The following is a 20,304-nucleotide window of genomic DNA, read 5'->3' on the forward strand; positions in this document are numbered from 1 at the left end:
GATATTAACAATAGCTATTTTACTAAAAAAATAGATAAAAAATGGTTAAATTTGCGGCTTACAAACCCGGAAAAATAAAATATGAAAATATCATACAATTGGTTACAACAATTTTTACAGGTAGATTGGGAACCTATAAAAACAGGAGAATTGTTAACCGATTTAGGTTTAGAGGTTGAAGGAATTGAAACCAAAGAATCTATAAAAGGAAGCTTAAAAGGAATAGTTGTAGGTAAAGTTTTAACTTGTGTACAACACCCTAATGCAGATAGATTAAAAGTAACTACAGTAGATTTAGGATCAGGAGAACCAGTTCAAATTGTTTGTGGAGCACCAAATGTAGCAGCAGGTCAAAAAGTACCAGTGGCAAAAGTTGGAACTACTTTATATGATGATAAAGGTGAAGGTTTTAAGATAAAAAAAGGGAAGATTAGAGGTGAAGAAAGCCTTGGAATGATTTGTGCTGAAGACGAATTAGGTTTAGGTAAAGGTCATGATGGAATTTTAGTCTTAGATGAAAAACTTACAGTAGGAACTCCTGCTGCAAAAGTTTTTAATATAGAAACAGATTATGTTTTCGAAATTGGTTTAACGCCAAATAGATCTGATGCAATGAGCCATTTTGGTGTTGCAAGAGATTTACGTGCAGGTTTAATTCAAAAAGATATTAAATTAGAATTAATTTCTCCTTCAGCAAGTAATTTTCATGTTGATGAAAGAACACTTCGTATAGATGTAGAAGTAGCTGATAAAGATTTAACGCCTCGTTATTGTGGTATTACAATCACTGATGTAGAAGTTAAAGATTCTCCAGAATGGATACAAAATAGATTAAAAGCAATTGGTTTAACACCTAAAAATAATATTGTAGATATTACAAATTATGTGTTACACGAATTAGGACAGCCTTTACATGCTTTTGATGCTCAAAAAATTAAAGGAAATAAAATTCTTGTAAAAACATTAGAAGAAGGTACTAAATTTACCACTTTAGATGAAGTTGAAAGAGAATTATCATCAGAAGATATTATGATTTGTGATGCAGATTCTAACCCACTTTGTATTGCTGGTGTTTTTGGAGGTTTAAAATCTGGAGTTACAGAGAATACAACTTCTATCTTTTTAGAAAGTGCATATTTTAATCCTGTTTCTGTTAGAAAAACAGCGAAACGTCATGCTTTAAATACAGATGCTTCTTTCCGTTTTGAACGTGGAATTGATATCAATATGACAGAATATGCTTTAAAAAGAGCAGCTTTGTTAATTGAAGAATATGCAGGAGGTAAATTAGCTTCTGATATTTCTGATTTTTATCCTGAGAAAATTGAAGATTTTCAAGTGTTTTTCTCTTATGAAAACGCAAATAGGTTAATTGGTCAAGAAATTCCAAGAGAAACTATCAAGAATATTTTAGCTTCATTAGAAATTAAAATTAATAGTGAAACTAACGGAGGACTTGGATTAACAATACCTTCTTATAGAACAGATGTTCAGCGTGAGGCGGATATTATCGAAGAAATTCTAAGAGTTTACGGTTATAATAATATTGAATTTTCTCATAAATTAAATACATCAATTTCTTTTGATTCTAACAAAGAAACAAAGGTTGAAAATATTGTTGCAGACCAATTAAGTGCTTTAGGTTTTAACGAAACGATGGCTAATTCATTGACTAAGCCAGAATATACTTCGTTATCAGAAGATATTAATGAAGAGGCTAATGTAGAAATGTTAAACCCGTTAAGTAACGATTTAAAAGTTTTACGTCAATCTTTATTATTTAGTGGTTTAGAATCTGTTGGATATAATATCAATAGAAAAAATAATTCTTTACAGTTTTATGAGTTTGGTAAAACATACCATAAATACAGTGAAAAATACGAAGAGAATAAACATTTAACGCTTTTTGTTACTGGAAACAGAACTAAAGATAGTTGGAGTGTTGCAAATAAAACATCTGATTTCTTTTACTTAAAAGGAATTATTACTTCTCTATTAGTTAGATTAGGAATTGATAAGGTAAAATCTTCACCTGCAAAACAAGATGTGTTTTCTGAAGGAATTTCTCTTGGTTTGGGTAAAATTAAATTAGTTGAGTTTGGAGTTGTAAAACAATCAATACTAAAAGAATTCGGAATTAAACAAGAAGTTTTATTTGCTGATTTTAATTGGGATACTATTTTAAAATTAGTCGGAAACAAGAAAATTAAAGTAAGTGAATTACCTAAATTCCCAGTTGTAAAACGTGATTTAGCTTTATTGTTAGATTCTAAAGTAGCATTTAATGATGTTTATAATTTAGCTTTTCAAACGGAAAGAAAATTATTAAAAGAGGTAGATTTATTTGATGTTTATGAAGGTGATAAATTACCTGAAGGAAAAAAATCTTATGCAGTAAGTTTCTTATTACAAGATGAAACAAAAACTTTAGCAGACAAACAGATAGATAAAATAATGCAGAAGCTTCAGCAAACTTTCGAAAAAACTTTCGAAGCTGTTTTAAGATAATAAAGTATTATCTTAGTGTAATAAATGAAAAAAACCATCTCTTATGAGATGGTTTTTTTTATAATCAACTAATTCAAATTACACATGAAAACAGTTTACAACGTTGTCTTCAATAATACTTATACAAGTACTGTGCCAAAATGAAATGTTTTATATGGAAATGATAATTAAAATAGATTTTTATATTTTTTTAACAAAAAAACGATCCTTAATTAAGGATCGTTAAATTTTATTGTTTTCTAATATAGATAAATCAGCTATTTAGCTTTTCTTTTATCAACTTAAAATATATTATACAGCGTGTTTATGTGCTTTGTAAGAAGAACGAACTAAAGCACCACTTTCTACATACATAAAGCCAAGTTCTAGACCAAAAGTTTCGTACTTCTTAAATTGTTCTGGAGTAACAAACTTCTGAACAGGTAAGTGTTTTTTAGTCGGTTGTAAATACTGACCAATTGTAATAATATCACAATTAGCTTCACGTATATCTCTCATAGTTTGGTATACTTCTTCTTCAGTTTCACCTAAACCTAGCATTAAACCAGTTTTTGTACGCATACCTTTTTCTTTTAGGTATTTTAATACGCCTAAACTTCTATCATATTTAGCTTGTATACGAACTTCACGAGATAATCTTCTAACAGTTTCTATATTGTGAGAAACTACTTCAGGATGCACTTCAATAACTCTATCTATTTGTTTTGTGTTTCCTTGAAAATCTGGAATTAAAGTTTCTAAAGTTGTATTTGGGTTTGCTCTACGAATAGCATCTACAGTTTCTGCCCAAATAATAGAACCACCATCTTTTAAATCGTCTCTATCAACAGAAGTGATTACAGCGTGTTTTATGCTCATCAATTTTATAGAACGAGCAACTTTTTCAGGCTCATCCCATTCCACTGTATCAGGTCTTCCAGTTTTTACACCACAGAAACCACAAGAACGTGTACAGATGTTTCCTAATATCATAAACGTTGCAGTTCCTTCTCCCCAACATTCTCCCATGTTAGGACAGCTACCACTTGTACAAATTGTATTTAATTTATATTTATCAACTAAACTCCTTAATTCAGTATATTTTTTACCAACTGGTAATTTTACACGTAACCATTTTGGTTTTTTTAGTCTTTCGGGAAGTATTACAGAATCTATTGCCATTTTATTTCTAAATTGAAAAGCAAATTTACAAAGAAAAGTTTGATATAATGTAGTTATGTCTTGAAGTAATTAAACTACATTTTTAAGTTAAATAAAAGAATAGGTTTTAAAAATCTCCAGTTATTCATGCTTTGAAATGATTCCAATCTAAAATAATAGCTTTAAAAATAAAAAAAGATATTACACCAATAATTATTTTAACCTTAATTTATTTTTTTTAATAAGTTTTAAATTAGATGTCATAGCGATAATCTTATTTTGAAGATAAATAATTTTTATAAACTCATTAAAAACCAAACACTAAACCCTATTAAAAAGAGAATACCTAAAACACTTAAAATTCTTAAATAAATTCCTGGTTGATGTTCTTTTGGAGTATGTTTACCTGTTATCAATTTAAAATTTAGAATAGCATAAAAAGGTGCCGTTAAAAATGATAAGATAGTAGCTACTTTAACCAACAACCCCATATTATCCATAAAGTATTTTAGAATTAAAAAAGTACCAGAAAATAAGAAGAGTATCCAAAACCAATAACCATATTTTAATTCTTTATTAAATAATAATTTTGTAGTCCTATTCATTGCTCTTGGTGAAGCATCCATTGTTGTAATTGTGGTGCTAAACATTGTTGTAAAAGCAGCAATAGCAATAAATATATAAGAATATTTACCTAGATTTTTTGTGTATAAAGTCATTAATTGAGAAGCAAAAATTCCACCTTTATTAGAGAATGTTTCTCCTGAGTTATACATTACTAAGGCGCCTAATAAGAGAAAGCAAATACCCAAACAAAGTGTACTAATGTATCCCACATTAAAATCGAAAATAGCATCTTTTCGTTTTGTTTTAATGACAGTGGTTTTATCTTTTTCTACAGACCATATAGAATGCCAAATAGAAACATCTAAAGGAGCAGGCATCCAACCTAAGAATGCAATTAAAAAAGTAAGTTCTACTGTACCAGAAGGTATAATCTGAGTAACATCAAAAGCTTCTTTTGTACTAAATAGTGCAACACTTACAGCAATAATTGTACTTATTGTTAAGATAACAATTATGTATTTCATCAAATTATCTAGCAATTTGTATTTACCAATAACTAAAAATAGCACACTTATAAACATTAATAATGTAGACCATAAAACAAGATCATTTGTAAATCCAAAAAGTTGTGATGCCAAACCAGCAGTAACCATAGTAACAGCTGCTTGAATGGTAAACATTGTAGCAAAATTAAGTATGTAATAAGTGATTAACACTCCTTTACCTAATTTTCGATAACCATCTAATAAAGTTTCTCTTGTTGCTGCTGCATAACGAGGACCGAATTGAAAAAACGGATATTTAAATATATGAACTAAAATTAAAGCCCAAATTAAACCAAAACCAAATTCTGCTCCAGCTCTTGTAGATTGTACTAAATGAGAAACACCAATTGCTGCTCCTGCAAATAATAAACCTGGACCTAAAGATTGTAAGAATGATTTTTTCATTTATTTTTCAGTATTTCAATTGCATTTTTATAGTTTATAGAAACTACTAAAATTTTATCAGAAAAGGCATTGTTTTTTTTGATAAGTATAGAACTTATCTATACTTAAGACTCCTTAATTATCTCTGCCAATAACTTTTTTGCACGTAATAATTTAACTTTTACGTTGTTCATTGGTTCGTTAATTTGAGTAGAAATCTCTTTATAACTTAGTTCTTGAAAATAGCGTAACTGAATAACTTCCTGGTATTTAGGTTTCAGTTTTTTGATGTCTCTTAATAATTTAGCTAAATTTTGTTCTGTAATAATTTTGTCTTCAGGTGTTGGGCTTTCATCCACAACTAAATACGCTTGTTCTTCTTGTTCTGTAGAAGTATCTGTTGCAATAGAAATATTTTTTTTACGCAACAAATCGATATGAACATTTTTAGAAATAGTAATTAACCAAGTCTTAAAAACGAACTTTTCATCATACGTATCAATTTTATCAAAAGCTTTAGAAAATGTCTGAATAGCAATATCTTCAGCATCATTTTCACTCTGAGTTCGTTTTAATTGATAATTATAAACGGCAGGCCAAAAAGTATCTAATAAATATCTAAATGCAGATTGATTCCCGCTTTTAGCTTTAGATATATATAATTCAAGTTTTTTATCGCCTATTTCCAATGATTTGGTTTTGATGACAAATTAGTGATAAATATCGAAAAGTGAAATATTAGTAGACCAATTTCTAAAAAAGGTAATAAATAAGTGATTGTTGGTTCATTTAATTTTTTGGATGATAAGCCAATAACTATAAATTGTACAAAATAATACGTTAAGAATATTGGTAAAACAAATTGCCAAGGATAAAAGAAGAATAGTAAAATAGCTAAAAGGAAGAAGAACACTTTAGATATAAAGAACAAACCTAAAAAGAACTTGTGTTTAAACTTATAATGATCTGCTGTAGAAATATGTCTTCTTTTTTGACGAAACCATTCTGTAAATGATGTTGGTGCTAAAGATTCTGTAAAACTATCTTTTGATGTTGCAATTGTTGTATTTTCTTTATTTGCAGCGTCTTGTATAAATAAATCATCATCACCAGATTTAATATGCATATGATTTATAAACCCTTTTACATTAAAGAATTCAGATCTATCGTAGGCTAAATTACGACCAACAGCCATATAAGGAGAACCTATTTTTGAATAACTAAAATACTGAATTGCAGTAAGGAGTGTTTCAAAACGTACAAATAGGTTTACGAATGATTTTTCCTTTTTGTATTTACCATATCCTAATACAATTGTTTTCTTTGCATTAAAGTTTTGAGCCATCTCATAAATCCATTTTTTAGAAACGGGTTTACAATCTGCATCAGTAAATAATAGGTTTTCGTTTTTTGCTGCTTTTATACCTAAGGTAAGTGCGTATTTTTTATTTCCCCAAAAAGCTTCAATGTTTTCAACATTAATAATTTTAATCTTGCTATGTTTTTTTTGGAATGATTCCATCACTTCTAGAGTTTCATCAGAAGAAGCATCATTTATTAAAACAACTTCAAAATCAGCATATTCTTGATTTAAAATTGATGGTAAGAAATTTTCGAGATTTTTAGCTTCATTCTTTGCACAAACAATAACAGAAATAGGAATCTCTTTAGATTTTTTCTTATCCTTTTTAGAATCAAACAAAAAAGAAGAAAAAACTAAGTAATAAATAATCTGTATTGCAGTAAAAACTACAAAAGAGTAGAAGAGTACAGATAAAATCATTTAGTAAAAAAGAGGGTTATTTATGTTCTGGTTCTGCACAAGAATCAAACTCATCTGAAGATTTACCACAGAAACCACAAGGTTCACCGGTTTCATTTAACATCGGGTTTTGGCTTGCACAAGTACCTGCAAATTTACCATCTTTTTTTGCCCAAATTTTAATAGCGATTCCAGCAACACCAAGTCCTAATAATACTAAAGTAATCAGTAATAATTTCATAAATAATAATTCTAATACAAAGATACATATTCTTATTTTCTCTTTAAAAAATCTATGGTAAATATTTTATCGTGACTTTTTAAAATTTAAAGTGTCCAACTTATTGAAAACGAATTTAAAAAAAATTACAAATGGACACAACAACAGATTCTTTAAAAAATTTTTACAACTCAATTTCTTCAGGTTTAGGAGACTGGGGACTTCAATTAATAGGTGCCCTTGCAGCTTTAATAATTGGTCTTTGGATTATTAGAATGATTATGAAAGGTGTTTCTAAAATGTTTGAGAAAACAAATTTAGATGCAACTTTACAACCATTTTTATTAACGACTATTGGTTTTATTTTAAAACTATTATTAATTATCTCTATTGCAGGTATTGTTGGTTTACCAATGGCTTCTTTCGCAGCTTTATTAGCAGGTGTTGGTTTAGCAATTGGAGCAGCATTTAATGGTTCTTTAGGACACATTGCTTCTGGTATTATGTTACTTATTTTTAAACCTTTTAAAGTTGGTGACTTAATTAAAACAAATGGAGCTTTTGGTTTTGTAAAAGAAATTTCTGTATTTGTAACGGTAATAGAAACGTTTCAAAATGAGACTGAAATTATTCCGAATTCTGCGATTACTTCAAATAAAATCACCAATTTAACTAAAATAGGAAATTTACGTATCGATATGCCATTTGCTATTAGATATGGTTCTGATATTGCAAAAGCAAAACAGATTGTATTAGACGTTCTTAAAAACGATAAAAATATTTTACAAGAAGGAGCAAATGCACCTAGAGTTGCTGTTAATAATTTAGGGCAAAATAGTGTTGAGTTATTGGCTTTACCTTATGCAAATTGTGAAAACTATTGGGATGTTTACTGGGATACAAAACAACAAATTGTTGAAGCTTTAGGAAGTGCAGGTTATGAAGCACCTTTACCACAGCGTATTGTTACTATGACAAAATAAAATTATAAATACATATATTTAAAAAAGACTGCTTATTAAAGCAGTCTTTTTTTGTAAGTTTACTTTTTGATTAGAAAACCTTGAGCGAAGCACTTTTTATAGAACATTTACGAGCAGGAAAACAGTCTGCATTTAGTCAGCTTTTAGATGATTATCAGCAAAAAGTTTTTGGTACCTGTATTTCTTTTGTACCCAATAAAGAAGATGCAGAAGATATTGCACAAGAAGTTTTTTTAGAAATTTTTAAGTCGATACATAAATTTAAAGGAGATTCTAAACTATCGACTTGGATTTATAAAATAGCAACGAATAAATGTCTTGAGTTTATTAGAAAAAAGAATACAAAAAAACGATTTGCATTTATGCAAACAATTATGGGAAATGAAATACCTTTAGACAAAACAAGTTATTTTACAGAAGTAAATCACCCAGGTATTTTAATGGAGAATAAAGAAAAATCAGCAATTATTTTTAAGGCGATAAATACCTTGCCAGAAAGCCAAAGAGTAATTTTTACGTTGGCTAAAATTGATGATAAAAGCTATCAAGAAATTGTAGAAATTACAGGAAAAAGTTTATCATCTGTAGAATCTTTAATGTTTAGAGCAAAGAAAGGGTTACAAGAAAAATTAGAAGATTTTTATAAAAGTGAAAATTAAACGCAAGTTTTTATAATTTATTGCATCTAACTATATAGTAATTGTTTAAGAACAAATAAAAATGAAAAATAAAGAATATATAAATCAGCAAGTAGAAGATACCTTTAAGGTGTTAGATACTATTAAAGAGGTGGAAGTAAATCACTTTTTTAAGCATAAAGTTTTACAGAAACTGAATGCTGAAAAAGTAGAGAAGCAATCTATTTTTTCTTGGTTTACACCTCAATTACAGTTGGCAACATTAAGTGTAGTGCTTTTGTTAAATGCAGGAACACTTTTTTATGTTTTTAATAATTCGGCAAATAGTACAAGTTCAAGTATAGAAACATTTGCACAAGAATATTCATTGCAATCAGACAGTAATTCTATTTTAAATTAAGGGCTATGAAATCAAAATTACTTCCAATAATAATTTTTTTATTGATACTTTTAAATGGAGTATTAATTTTTATGCTTGTAAAAAAGCCACAAGATCGATTCAATCAAAATTCTAAAAGAAACTTCTTAACACAAGAATTACAATTTTCAGAAGATCAAACAATGCAGTTTAATGAATTTGAAAGAGTTCATAGAGATGCTATGATGGAGATTGAAGAACAAGTTAGAGCGCAAAAAGATGTTTTATTTAGCTCATTTCAAAAAGAGGATATTAATTTAGACTCTTTAACTACTAAAATTGGTCTTTTACAAGGAAAAAAGGATTCAGAAGTTTTTCGTTTTTTTAAAAAAGTAAGAGGTTTGTGTACTTTAGAACAATCAAAAAACTTTGATGAGATTATTAAAAAAGCATTAAGAGGAGGACAAGGAGGACCTGGAGGAGAAGGAAGACCACCAATTGAAGGAGATATGCCACCTCCACCACCTGAAGGAGGACATCATCCACCGATGTAATTTTAGCTAACTTTCTTAAATTATTTTAATATTAGAAATCAATATTAATTAGTTTTCAAACTATTTAGTATTTGAAAGGTCTAATCATTAAATAATTTATTTAAGATGAGGAAATATCAATTTACCAAAATATCAGTTTTATTTTTTGTTATAGGAATTTTATTAAGTTCTTGTAGTTCATCAGCTACTATTAGTGATCAAGAAATAGAGGATATTATCGATATTACAAATCCAACTGAAACAACGTATGATATTACAACCATTTTAACAATGTTTGATGATATTGATGCAGTTTCTTATTCAGTAAATGGTAACAATGTAACATTTACAACTACTGATATACCAAATCATACAAGTCCTTATTTTGAGACTACAAATGATTTGTTCGAAGCTTACAATGGTACAAATACAAATTGGAATAAGAATCCAAATGAAATCGTTGAGCAAAATATAACGATTTCAATTCCATTAAATCCTTCTGCAGCTACAATTAATGAAGCTACATCTTTAGGACCTATTGGTATTACTAGAAATGGTATTGTGTTTTATAATCAATATGCAGGTCCGAATGAACAAGAATTAACAAGTGAAATCAATTCTTTTGATCAATATTTAGGACATCCAACAGGAACAAACCAATATCATTATCATATAGAACCAACATATTTAACAGAAACGTTTGGTTCTGATTCTTTTTTAGGGTTATTAGCAGATGGATTTCCTGTGTATGGACCAACTGAAAATGGAAGTACAGTTACCAATGCAGATTTAGAAGATTTTCATGGTCATACAACTGTTACAGCAGATTTCCCTAACGGAATTTATCATTATCACATAACTACAGAAGCGCCATATATTAATGGTAATGGTTTTTATGGTACACCTGGTAATATAACAAACTAGTTTTTTTGAGAAGTTTATCAATCTTTATAATAATATGTTTCTTTCTTGTTTATTGTGATTATAAAATACAAGAGAAAGAAAGTAGTATTTCTATGGATGATATTATAATTCCATCTATTGAGAAAAATAAAGCAGATGCAAGTTTTAAACTTAAAAACGGAATTCTATTTTTTGATAACGTTCCATATTCCGGAATTGTAAAAGAATTTTATTTTGATGAAAAAGTAAAATCGAGTTCGCAATATTATCAAGGAAAAAAACAAGGAAATTATTTAGGGTTTTATGTAAACGGTAATAAATGGTTTCAACGTAGTTATACGAACGGTATAAAAACAGGAATTCATAGCGGTTGGTTTGAAACAGGAAAACAAATGTTTGAATATCATATAAATGATAAAGGAGTTTATCATGGTAGTGTAAAGGATTGGCATTATAATGGGCAATTAGCAAGATACTTTAATTTTGTTGATGGAAAAGAAGCTGGCACTCAGAAAATGTGGAATTCTAAAGGGAAAATAAGAGCAAATTTTTATACAGTAAAAGGAGAAAGACATGGTTTAATAGGTTTAAAAAACTGTGTAAGCGTACTTAAAACGGATCATAAATAGCATGAAATTAAAATCGATATTCATTTTAATACTTATCTGTGGTTCTTGTAAAAAGGAAGTAGAAATAGACAAGTCTACAACATTACCTTTTTATAATTCAGAAGAATTTACACCAGAATGGATTTCTCCTTCAGATGTAAAATATAAAGATATTCATACAATTGCTCCGTTTGAATTTACAAATCAGAATGGAGAAAAAATCACCAATAAAAACTTTGAAGGGAAAATTTATATTGCTGATTTCTTTTTTACAACCTGTCCTAGTATTTGTCCCATTTTAGCAAAAAATATGGGCGCAATTCAAGAATTATACAAAGAAGATATTGATATTATGTTACTATCACATTCCGTAATGCCTTGGGTAGATTCTGTTGATAAAATAAAAGAATATGCTACAGAAAAAAAAGCAATTCATAATAAATGGCATTTAGTTACAGGCGATAGAGATAAAATTTACAACATTGCTAGAGCTTCTTATTTTGCTGATGAAGATTTTAAAAAGACAAAAGATGAAAGTGAATTTATTCATACAGAAAACTTTGTTTTAGTTGATGTAAAAGGGAGAATTAGAGGCGTTTATAATGGAACATTGTCCTTAGATATTCGTCGTTTAAAACGTCATATAGAAATCTTAAAAAAGGAAAAATCATAAAATAATTAATTTTATAATCCATAATTATAGCCTTTTTAATTCGTTAATAAGGCTTTTTTGTTAAAGTAATGTTAACGAGCGCAAGTTTTAAAAAAGACTAGCATCTAAACTATTATAAACTAAAAAATACAAACTCAATTAAACAAATAATTATGAAATATTTTAAAGAACTATTATTTTCAACATTAATGATTGTAATGATATTTTCATGTTCTAGTGATGCTGCAGCAGAAGTTGAAGAAGAAGAAGTTGAAGAAGAAGAAGTGGTCGTTGTTATAGATGACACAGAATTTGAAACTACTGATTGGACAGATGCTACTCATAGTAAAAATGCAGATCCAAATTTTGATGAAATTTTTCCAGATGATGCTGTAAAAAGGTTAGACATTGTTATTTCTGAAGATAACTGGAATGTAATGTTAGATGATATGACAAGCACATATGGAACTTTTGGTTCAAGTAACTCCGGAGGACCTGGAGGAGGTGGTGGTTTAACTGAATCTGATGAAAACCCCGTTTTTGTACCTAGTAAAATATTTTATGAAGGTAAAGAATGGTATAAAGTAGGTGTTCGTTTTAAAGGGAATTCTAGTTTACAATCTAGTTGGGGTTCTGGAATATTAAAATTATCATTTAAATTAGATTTTGATGAATTTGAAGATGATTATCCTCAAATTAAAAATCAACGTTTTTATGGATTTAAGAAATTAAGTCTTAAAAACAACTATAATGATAAATCTATGTTACGCGAAAAAGTAGCTGCAGATGTTTTTAAAAATGCAGGTTTAGCAATGTCTCATACAGCATTTTATACGGTTTATGTAGATAATGGAGATGGACCACAATATTTTGGGTTGTATACTTTGGTTGAAGAAGTTGATGATACTGTTATTGATACTCAATTTTCAAGTGACGATGGTAATTTATACAAACCAGATGGTGATGCTGCGTCTTTTGCAAGTGGATCTTTTGATGAGGATGAATATGAAAAGAAAACAAATGAAGATGAAGCAGATTTTACAGATGTTTCAAATTTATTATCAATCTTGCATGATGGTTCTAGAACTACAGATGCTGCAACTTGGAGAACAAATTTAGAAGTTGTTTTTGATACAGATGTATTTTTAAAATACTTAGCAGTAAATACTGTAATTCAAAATTGGGATACTTATGGTAGAATGACACATAATTATTTTCTATATAATGATCCAGATACAAGTAAATTAACTTGGATTCCTTGGGACAATAATGAAGCTTTACAGACTGGTAAACAAGGAGGATCCTATGCTTTAAATTTCTCAGGTTTAAGCTCTAGTCAATGGCCATTAATTGGTTATTTATATCAAGATGAAGTTTATAAAGAAAAGTACGATACGTATGTAGAAGAAGTTATAAATGGTGCATTTAATGAAAGTACTGTGCAAGCTTTATATACTAAATATGCCGCTCTGGTAGAAGAATTTGCAACAACAGAAGTTAATGGATATACTTTTTTAAATAGTAGTTCAGATTTTCAATCGGCAGTGAGTACATTAAAATCACATGCAACATCAAGAAAAAATGCAGTAGAAGCTTATTTAAATTAATAGAAAATTTAGTTTGGTTAGTTATTAGCTTCGTGAGAAATCGCGGAGCTTTTTTTATTTAAAAAATTAATTTCTTAAGCCTCATCATTAATTTGATGAGGTTTTTTTATTGGGATTTCTTTAACAGAATCAGGCACAAGTTAATATCGATAACAACATCTAAAGTTAAAGAAACAGTATAGTAACAATCATTTAATATTTAAAGAAATAATTTATGCCAGAAAATATTGAAAATATAATTAATAAATACTCCCCAATTTCTTTAGAAGAAATGAATAGTGTTGCGTTAATGAAAAGGACAGACACAAAATTTGTGATTAATAAATCTCAGCTATTTTTAATATTAAAAAACATTAGTTCTTATTATAGAGTGCTAGAAATTAAGAAGGATCGAATTATGAGTTATTCATCATTGTACTTTGATACTACAAAGAATAAGTTTTACAATGATCATCATAATGGAAAGAATATTCGAACAAAAATAAGACAACGAAAATATATAGAATCAGACCTTTGTTTTCTAGAAATAAAACAAAAAAATGGTAAAGGAGAAACCAACAAGTCTAGAATTCGTGTTGATGATTTTGAATTAGATTTAACTAAAAACTCTAAAGATTTTATTTCTTCAACCACCAATAAAGAATACAATCTAGCACCTAGTTTATGGAACGGATTTAATAGAATTACGCTCGTAAATTTAAAAGATAAAGAACGAGTAACTTTAGATTTAAACCTTTCTTATAAGATGAATGAAGTAGAAAAAAACTTTGACGAACTAGTAATTGTAGAAGTAAAACAAGAGCGATTTAACAGAAGGTCGGAAATCGTGAAAAAATTGAAATCAATACAACAAAATCCTTATAGTATTAGTAAATATTGTATTGGTATGATTAGTCTTTACAATGATTTAAAATATAATAGATTCAAGAAAAAATTAATAAAGATTAATAATATAATAGCTTAATATAACTTATGGAATTTCTAGATATCCCCTTATTCGACGACGATTTTTTTAAAATGATGTTTAGATTCACATTAAACTTCATCTTTTTAACAGTAATTATCCGTTTTATTTATTACCCAGATTCAAAAAGAAAAGATTACGTTTTTACGTATTATTTAATTAGCATTATCGTCTTTTTTCTATGTTTTACATTAAAAAAATATGAAATGGATATTGGAATGGCATTGGGACTTTTTGCCATTTTCGGGATTATTCGTTACAGAACAAACCCAGTAGACATTAAAGAAATGACGTATTTGTTTGTTGTTATTGGCGTCTCAATAATCAATTCATTAGCAAATAAAAAAATGAGTTATGCAGAAATTCTATCAGCAAATGTCATTATTATTTTTGTGCTTTTATTCATTGAAAAATATTGGTCTTTAAAACAAGTCGTCTCTAAATCTATTGTTTACGAAAATATTGAAAACATTAAACCAGAAAATTATAATTTATTAAAAGAGGATTTAGAAAACAGAACTGGATTAACGATTAATTCTGTGAATGTTGGTAGTGTAGATTTTTTAAGAGACATCGCTACAGTAACCATCTTTTATTATAAAAATAAATAATTTTTAACGCCTAAATGATCACTATGTTTAAAATAAAAAAACAACTATTTTTAAAATTGATACTATTAAATACTGTGTTATTTTCTAGTTTAAATTATGCCCAATCAGGAGATAAAGACTGGGCTTCTTGGAACACAATAGGAGTGGAGTATAAATTGAATAATAAATGGAGTTTTGGTTTAGAAGAACAATTTAGATTGAAAGAAAATTTTTCTGAAGTTGATAATTTCTTCACCCAATTAAGTGCAGATTATAAGTTATTTAAGGGCTTTAAAATCGGTGTTGGAGCACGTTATATTAGAGATAATGACAACACAGGTAACATTCAAGGTTATGAAAACCATTTTAGGTTTCAGATAGATGCAATGTATAAACATCAAATTAATAATTTAAAAATTGGGTATCGATTACGTTATCAAAATAAAAATGAATTAGGAGTTTCTTCTGATGATGGGGATGTTGCAAAGCAGAATTTCCGTTTTAAAACATCGTTATTATACAATTTTAAAAATTGGAAATTTGATCCTAAGTTTTCAGCAGAAATATTTAATCGTATTCAAGATGGAAGTGACAGTGGTTTTAGTAAATACAGATTAACACTAGGTACAGACTATAAAATTAAAGGTTTTGGTAAACTAGGAGTATTCTATCGATTAGAAAAAGAATTGAATGTAGATTTCCCTGATGTGACCAATATTTTAGGGTTAAAATATACGTATTCCTTTAAATAGGATGTAGTTTTTGAATTAGTAATTTCTTTTAAAAGTCTTGTTATTAAATTAACAAGGCTTTTTTATTTAATGATGTTTACTTCAATTTCTAAAGAAATTCCGAATTTATTAAAGATTGTTTCTTTAATTTTTTCAGCAAGCTGATAAATTTCAGACCCAGTAGCATTTCCATAGTTAACTAAAACGAGTGCTTGTTTTTCGTGTACACCAAAGTCACCATATCGTTTTCCTTTAAATCCAGCTTGTTCAATTAACCAACCAGCAGGAACTTTAACTTGAGTCTCAGATTTCTCAACTGCGCTCGAAATGACAGGATAACTAGGTATAGTTGGATATTCTTTTTGAAGCTCTAAAAACTGAGTTGTAGCAATTACAGGGTTTTTAAAAAAACTACCGCTATTTCCTATTTCTTTAGGATCAGGAAGCTTTGATTTTCTAATTGCAATAACAGCTTCAGAAATATCTTTTAAACTAGGATTTGATATTCCTTTTGAAGTTAATTCAGTTTCAATTGCACCATATGAAGAGTTTAAATTATGGTTGGTTTTTGTTAATTTAAAACTAACAGAAGTAATAATATATTTCCCTTTTACTTCATTTTTAAAAATGGAGTTTCTATAACCAAAATTACATTCTTCATTAGAAAACTGAACTAATTTACCAGTTTCAATATCTAAAGCTTCAACTTTAGTGATAGTATCTTTTACTTCAACTCCATAAGCACCAATATTTTGAATAGGGCAAGTACCAACATTACCAGGGATTAAAGATAAATTTTCAATTCCACCATAATTTTCAGAAACACACCATAAAACAAATTCGTGCCAATTTTCACCTGCATTTACAGTTAGATAAGCAGCGTTGTCATCTTCACGATCAATAGAAATCCCTTTAATATCAATATGAACAACTAGTTTTTCAATATCTTTTGTAAGTAACATATTGCTTCCTCCAGAAATTAAAAAAATATCTTTTTCAACTTTTAAAAGTTGTTGTAATTCATAAACTGAATCAACAGAAATAAAACTTTTAGCATTTACAGAAATACCAAACGTGTTATAATTTTTAAGTGATATGTTTTTCTGAATGCTCATTTTTGTTATAAGTTGAACGGTTTTGTACAAGATTTTTTGCGGCGGTTAAGCAGCTAATTTAATAAATAATAACAGACCAAGAAATTGCGCGAGCGATTTCGTAAGTGAGCCAGAAACAAAGCAATTAATTTTGTACGGTGTTGGCAACTGTTTATTTTTTCAGATTATGGTTTTTCATTCCACCATTTTTAAGCGAATGAGTAATTAATTTTTTATTTCAGATGAAGATTCCACTTTTTTTAAAGTCAATTTCAAATTGGTATTCTCGATTGTTAATGTATGAATTGTCTCTGCCTGTTTGGTTACAGTATTCAATAATAATTCTCCATTTAGCGGTTTTCCAGTTTCCGATAACATACTGGATAACAACACGGTTCCTAATGCAATAATAACTCCTGAAATGAAAGAAATTAAAGTATTTTTCCACTTATTTTTCAGTTCCTTAATCAGTAATTCATTCACTTTGATTTCTTGTATTTTGATTGGATTTGTCAAAATCTCGGTTGCTGTTTTAATACTGCTCATTTTTTCTTTTTTTCAGAGTGTGATTGGTAATAGTTGCCAACTAGGTATAAACCTAGTTTTTATAAACTTTTAAAGCTTCCGCTAAAATTTCTACAGATCTAATTAAATCTTTTTTATTTAAAACGTAAGCCATTCTAATTTGGTTTTTCCCTTCTCCAGGAGTAGAGTAAAATCCACTAGCAGGAGCAACCATAACAGTTTCGTTATTATCATTGAACTCTTCTAAAATCCATTGTGCAAAATGATCAGAATCTTTAATTGGTAATTCAGCAACACAATAAAAAGCACCTTTTGGGTTGGCTACTTTTACACCGTCAATTTTCTGTAATTCTGCAATTAATGTATTTCTTCTTTCAACATATTCTTCTTTTACATCATCAAAATATTTTTGAGGAGTATCTAATGCAGCTTCACTTGCAATTAAAGCATACGTTGGTGGACTTAAACGTGCTTGCGCAAATTTAATAGCCGTTTTTATAAAATCATCATTTTTAGAAACGATACAACCAATTCTTGCGCCACACATACTGTAACGTTTAGAAACGGAGTCGATTATAATAGAGTTTTGCTCTAAGCCATCTAAAGCCATAACTGAAGTATGTTGTAAACCATCATAAGTGAATTCTCTATAAACTTCATCAGCAATTAAAAATAAATCGTGCTTTAAAACGATTTCTTTTAACTTTTGAATTTCTTCTTTTGAATATAAATATCCAGTAGGATTACCTGGGTTACAAATTAATATAGCTTTTGTTTTTGCAGTAATTAGCTTCTCAAATTCTTCAATTTTTGGCAATGCAAAATTATCTTCAATTTTAGAAATTACAGGAACAACTGTTACTCCAGAAGCTGTAGAAAAACCATTATAATTTGCATAAAATGGTTCAGGAATAATAATTTCATCACCTGGATCAGTAATACTTCCAATAGTAAAAAGTAATGCTTCAGAACCACCAGTTGTAACAACAATATTATCTGATGTTACATTTACTTTATGCTTCTTGTAATAATCTACTAGTTTATTTCTATATTCTTCAGAACCTTCAGAACGTGCATACGCCAATGTTTGTATCGTATTGTTTTTTACAGCGTCTAAAGCAACTTGTGGTGTTTTAATATCTGGTTGCCCAATATTCAAATGAAATACCTTAGTACCTCTTTTCTTAGCATCTTCAGCATAAGGAACCAATTTTCTTATGGGTGATTCTGGCATTTTTAATCCTTTCTTAGATATAGTAGGCATAATAGTTGTTTAAATATTTATGTTTGCGAATTTCCGAAATATATTTTATTTCCTACCATAGTTTTTTATTCTTTATGGAATCTTTTTTTTGTGAATGCCATTTTACGTTTTAATTTGATTTTTATAATGTTTCTTAAAACAAAAAGAAGTGCTATAAAATCAAAATATTTAGATTATTAATTCTGTAATGCAATTTTATAATCTCAGTTTTCTTTCTAGTTAAATGAAATAATAAGGAAGTATTTCTATTTGAAATTTAATTTTTTACCAAATAATTAACAGGTTAATTTTTGATTTTTAGTATTTTACACTAGCTTTTGTAAAACTGACTTTTTCTAATGCAATCTAAACTCATATTCTAATATTTATAGTTCAAAAAAATAACATTGGTTATAAAAAAAATAATTTTTATTCTATTAATACTTGCTACTTCTTTAAAAATAAACTCTCAAAATGGATTTTATTTTAACGGTGAAAACACGACTAGACAGCAGGTTTCTTTTAAGTTAATTAATAATTTGATTGTAATGCCATTAGAAATTAATGGCAAAAAACTATCCTTTATATTAGATACAGGTGTTAACAAAACAATTCTATTTAATTTATCAGAAAATGATAGTATTGGTTTATTAAATACTACAAAAGTAGCTTTAAGAGGCTTAGGTACAGGTGAAGCTGTAAATGCCATAATTTCAAAAAAGAACACTTTTAAAATAAAAAATTTAATTAGTAGAAACGAAACAATTTATGTTATTTTAAATGATTCTTTTAACCTGTCAAGTAAGATGGGGATTACCATTCATGGCATAATTGGGTACAATTTATTAAAGGACTTTGTTGTAAGAGTTAATTATAAAACAAAGAAATTAGATTTCTATAACCCTAAAACATATCGATATAAAAAATGCAAAAAATGTGAAACAATCCCTTTTATATATTATAGAAAAAAACCTTTTATTAATGCTAAAATTAGTCTAGATACAATTGGAAACAAGTTAATCGATGTTAAGCTATTAGTAGATCTTGGAGGTAGTGATGCTATGTGGCTTTTTGAAAATTCTAAAGAAGAAATAAAAACACCTAAACGTTTTTTTAATGATTTTTTAGGTGAAGGATTAAGTGGCCCAATTTATGGGGATAGAAGTAGGGTTTCGATGTTTAAACTGGGGAGATTCAATATTCAGAATGCAACAGCATCTTTTTTAGATTTTGCATCAACACACAATGCCAGAAAATTTAAGGAAAGAAATGGTAGTATCGGTGGCGGAATTTTAAGGAAATTTAAAGTTTGGATTGATTACCCAAATAAAAAATTCACGTTTAAAAAGAATGGATCTTTTACAAGTGGGTTTAATTATAATATGAGTGGTTTAGATGTTGTTTATGATGGTAAACAAATCGTAAAAGAAGAAAGTGTAACAAATTCATCAGATTCTTTTAATCAGAATATAAATCAACGGAATTCTATTTCTTTTGTTACTTCCTATTCATTTAAATTTAAACCTGCATTTAAAATTAAAAATGTAATAAAAAACTCACCAGCTTATAATGCAGGTTTATTAAAAGATGATGTTATTCTTAGAATAAATGGCAAAGAAACTTACGATTTTACATTAGGAGACATTTATCATAAATTTCAAGAAAGGGACAAAAAGAAAATTAAAATGATGATTAGCCGAAAAGGAGTTAAAATGAAATTCGAATTTAAACTCCATAAAAGTGTGTAGT

21 protein-coding genes are annotated in these 20,304 nt (G+C 28.2%); 13 read left to right on the forward strand and 8 right to left on the reverse strand.

What is annotated here, in order from left to right:
• The first annotated feature begins 81 nt into the window (after window positions 1–81).
• Window positions 82–2,508 carry a phenylalanine--tRNA ligase subunit beta gene (gene pheT / locus BTO07_RS02015; protein ID WP_087519639.1) on the forward strand — a complete coding sequence of 809 codons (2,427 nt, stop codon included), beginning with the start codon at window positions 82–84 and terminating at the stop codon, window positions 2,506–2,508.
• 291 nt (window positions 2,509–2,799) lie between these two features.
• Here pheT and lipA read toward each other — a convergent pair whose 3' ends face one another.
• The 5 genes from lipA to BTO07_RS02040 form a co-directional block, all read right to left on the reverse strand.
• Window positions 2,800–3,669: a lipoyl synthase gene (gene lipA, locus BTO07_RS02020; protein WP_087519640.1), complete on the reverse strand. Its 870-nt coding sequence runs from the start codon at window positions 3,667–3,669 to the stop codon at window positions 2,800–2,802.
• 275 nt (window positions 3,670–3,944) lie between these two features.
• Window positions 3,945–5,165, reverse strand: coding sequence for an NRAMP family divalent metal transporter (locus tag BTO07_RS02025; RefSeq protein ID WP_087519641.1), 1,221 nt, complete (start codon window positions 5,163–5,165; stop codon window positions 3,945–3,947).
• A 104-nt stretch (window positions 5,166–5,269) separates the two neighbouring features.
• Entirely contained in the window at window positions 5,270–5,833 is a 564-nt protein-coding gene (locus BTO07_RS02030; protein ID WP_087519642.1) for an RNA polymerase sigma factor, read from the reverse strand.
• Window positions 5,824–6,927 carry a glycosyltransferase gene (locus BTO07_RS02035; RefSeq protein ID WP_198342499.1) on the reverse strand — a complete coding sequence of 368 codons (1,104 nt, stop codon included), beginning with the start codon at window positions 6,925–6,927 and terminating at the stop codon, window positions 5,824–5,826. Before BTO07_RS02035 ends, BTO07_RS02030 begins: the two co-directional genes overlap by 10 nt.
• A 16-nt stretch (window positions 6,928–6,943) precedes the next feature.
• Window positions 6,944–7,147 (reverse strand): membrane or secreted protein, encoded by a 204-nt coding sequence (locus tag BTO07_RS02040; protein ID WP_087519643.1) that lies wholly within the window; start codon window positions 7,145–7,147, stop codon window positions 6,944–6,946.
• A 131-nt stretch (window positions 7,148–7,278) separates the two neighbouring features.
• On the opposite strand from BTO07_RS02040, the gene BTO07_RS02045 reads away from it, so the two are divergent.
• From BTO07_RS02045 to BTO07_RS02095, 11 genes are all read left to right on the forward strand, one after another.
• Window positions 7,279–8,109 carry a mechanosensitive ion channel family protein gene (locus BTO07_RS02045; RefSeq protein ID WP_087519644.1) on the forward strand — a complete coding sequence of 277 codons (831 nt, stop codon included), beginning with the start codon at window positions 7,279–7,281 and terminating at the stop codon, window positions 8,107–8,109.
• A gap of 80 nt (window positions 8,110–8,189) precedes the next feature.
• Window positions 8,190–8,768 (forward strand): RNA polymerase sigma factor, encoded by a 579-nt coding sequence (locus BTO07_RS02050; RefSeq protein WP_087519645.1) that lies wholly within the window; start codon window positions 8,190–8,192, stop codon window positions 8,766–8,768.
• Between the two features lie 61 nt (window positions 8,769–8,829).
• On the forward strand, window positions 8,830–9,147 hold the full coding sequence (locus BTO07_RS02055) for a hypothetical protein (RefSeq protein ID WP_087519646.1): 318 nt from the start codon (window positions 8,830–8,832) through the stop codon (window positions 9,145–9,147).
• 5 nt (window positions 9,148–9,152) lie between these two features.
• Window positions 9,153–9,659, forward strand: a complete 507-nt coding sequence (locus BTO07_RS02060; RefSeq protein ID WP_087519647.1) for a hypothetical protein — start codon at window positions 9,153–9,155, stop codon at window positions 9,657–9,659.
• Between the two features lie 105 nt (window positions 9,660–9,764).
• The gene (locus BTO07_RS02065; RefSeq protein ID WP_087519648.1) at window positions 9,765–10,562 is read left to right on the forward strand and encodes a YHYH protein; all 798 of its coding nucleotides are present in this window, start codon (window positions 9,765–9,767) and stop codon (window positions 10,560–10,562) included.
• 92 nt (window positions 10,563–10,654) lie between these two features.
• Complete coding sequence (locus BTO07_RS02070) at window positions 10,655–11,170, forward strand: toxin-antitoxin system YwqK family antitoxin (RefSeq protein ID WP_087519649.1); 516 nt, start codon at window positions 10,655–10,657, stop codon at window positions 11,168–11,170.
• Window position 11,171: 1 nt separating this feature from the next.
• Window positions 11,172–11,822, forward strand: a complete 651-nt coding sequence (locus tag BTO07_RS02075; protein ID WP_087519650.1) for an SCO family protein — start codon at window positions 11,172–11,174, stop codon at window positions 11,820–11,822.
• 152 nt (window positions 11,823–11,974) lie between these two features.
• Window positions 11,975–13,408, forward strand: coding sequence for a CotH kinase family protein (locus tag BTO07_RS02080; RefSeq protein ID WP_087519651.1), 1,434 nt, complete (start codon window positions 11,975–11,977; stop codon window positions 13,406–13,408).
• 214 nt (window positions 13,409–13,622) lie between these two features.
• Window positions 13,623–14,372, forward strand: coding sequence for a polyphosphate polymerase domain-containing protein (locus BTO07_RS02085; RefSeq protein ID WP_087519652.1), 750 nt, complete (start codon window positions 13,623–13,625; stop codon window positions 14,370–14,372).
• Between the two features lie 53 nt (window positions 14,373–14,425).
• Entirely contained in the window at window positions 14,426–14,983 is a 558-nt protein-coding gene (locus BTO07_RS02090) for a DUF4956 domain-containing protein (RefSeq protein WP_232457072.1), read from the forward strand.
• Window positions 14,984–15,006: 23 nt separating this feature from the next.
• Window positions 15,007–15,714 (forward strand): DUF2490 domain-containing protein, encoded by a 708-nt coding sequence (locus BTO07_RS02095; RefSeq protein ID WP_157663262.1) that lies wholly within the window; start codon window positions 15,007–15,009, stop codon window positions 15,712–15,714.
• Between the two features lie 62 nt (window positions 15,715–15,776).
• On the opposite strand, the gene murB is transcribed toward BTO07_RS02095, so the two are convergent.
• The 3 genes from murB to BTO07_RS02110 form a co-directional block, all read right to left on the reverse strand.
• The gene (gene murB / locus BTO07_RS02100; protein ID WP_257789770.1) at window positions 15,777–16,817 is read right to left on the reverse strand and encodes a UDP-N-acetylmuramate dehydrogenase; all 1,041 of its coding nucleotides are present in this window, start codon (window positions 16,815–16,817) and stop codon (window positions 15,777–15,779) included.
• A gap of 195 nt (window positions 16,818–17,012) precedes the next feature.
• A complete protein-coding gene (locus BTO07_RS02105; RefSeq protein ID WP_087519656.1) occupies window positions 17,013–17,333 on the reverse strand; it encodes a hypothetical protein in 321 nt (106 codons plus the stop codon).
• Window positions 17,334–17,385: 52 nt separating this feature from the next.
• Window positions 17,386–18,576, reverse strand: a complete 1,191-nt coding sequence (locus tag BTO07_RS02110; RefSeq protein WP_087519657.1) for a pyridoxal phosphate-dependent aminotransferase — start codon at window positions 18,574–18,576, stop codon at window positions 17,386–17,388.
• 527 nt (window positions 18,577–19,103) lie between these two features.
• Here BTO07_RS02110 and BTO07_RS02115 point away from each other — a divergent pair.
• Window positions 19,104–20,303: an aspartyl protease family protein gene (locus BTO07_RS02115; RefSeq protein ID WP_087522526.1), complete on the forward strand. Its 1,200-nt coding sequence runs from the start codon at window positions 19,104–19,106 to the stop codon at window positions 20,301–20,303.
• Window position 20,304 lies beyond the last annotated feature (1 nt).

It is taken from the genome of Polaribacter sp. SA4-12 (genome assembly GCF_002163675.1).
Classification (GTDB): domain Bacteria; phylum Bacteroidota; class Bacteroidia; order Flavobacteriales; family Flavobacteriaceae; genus Polaribacter.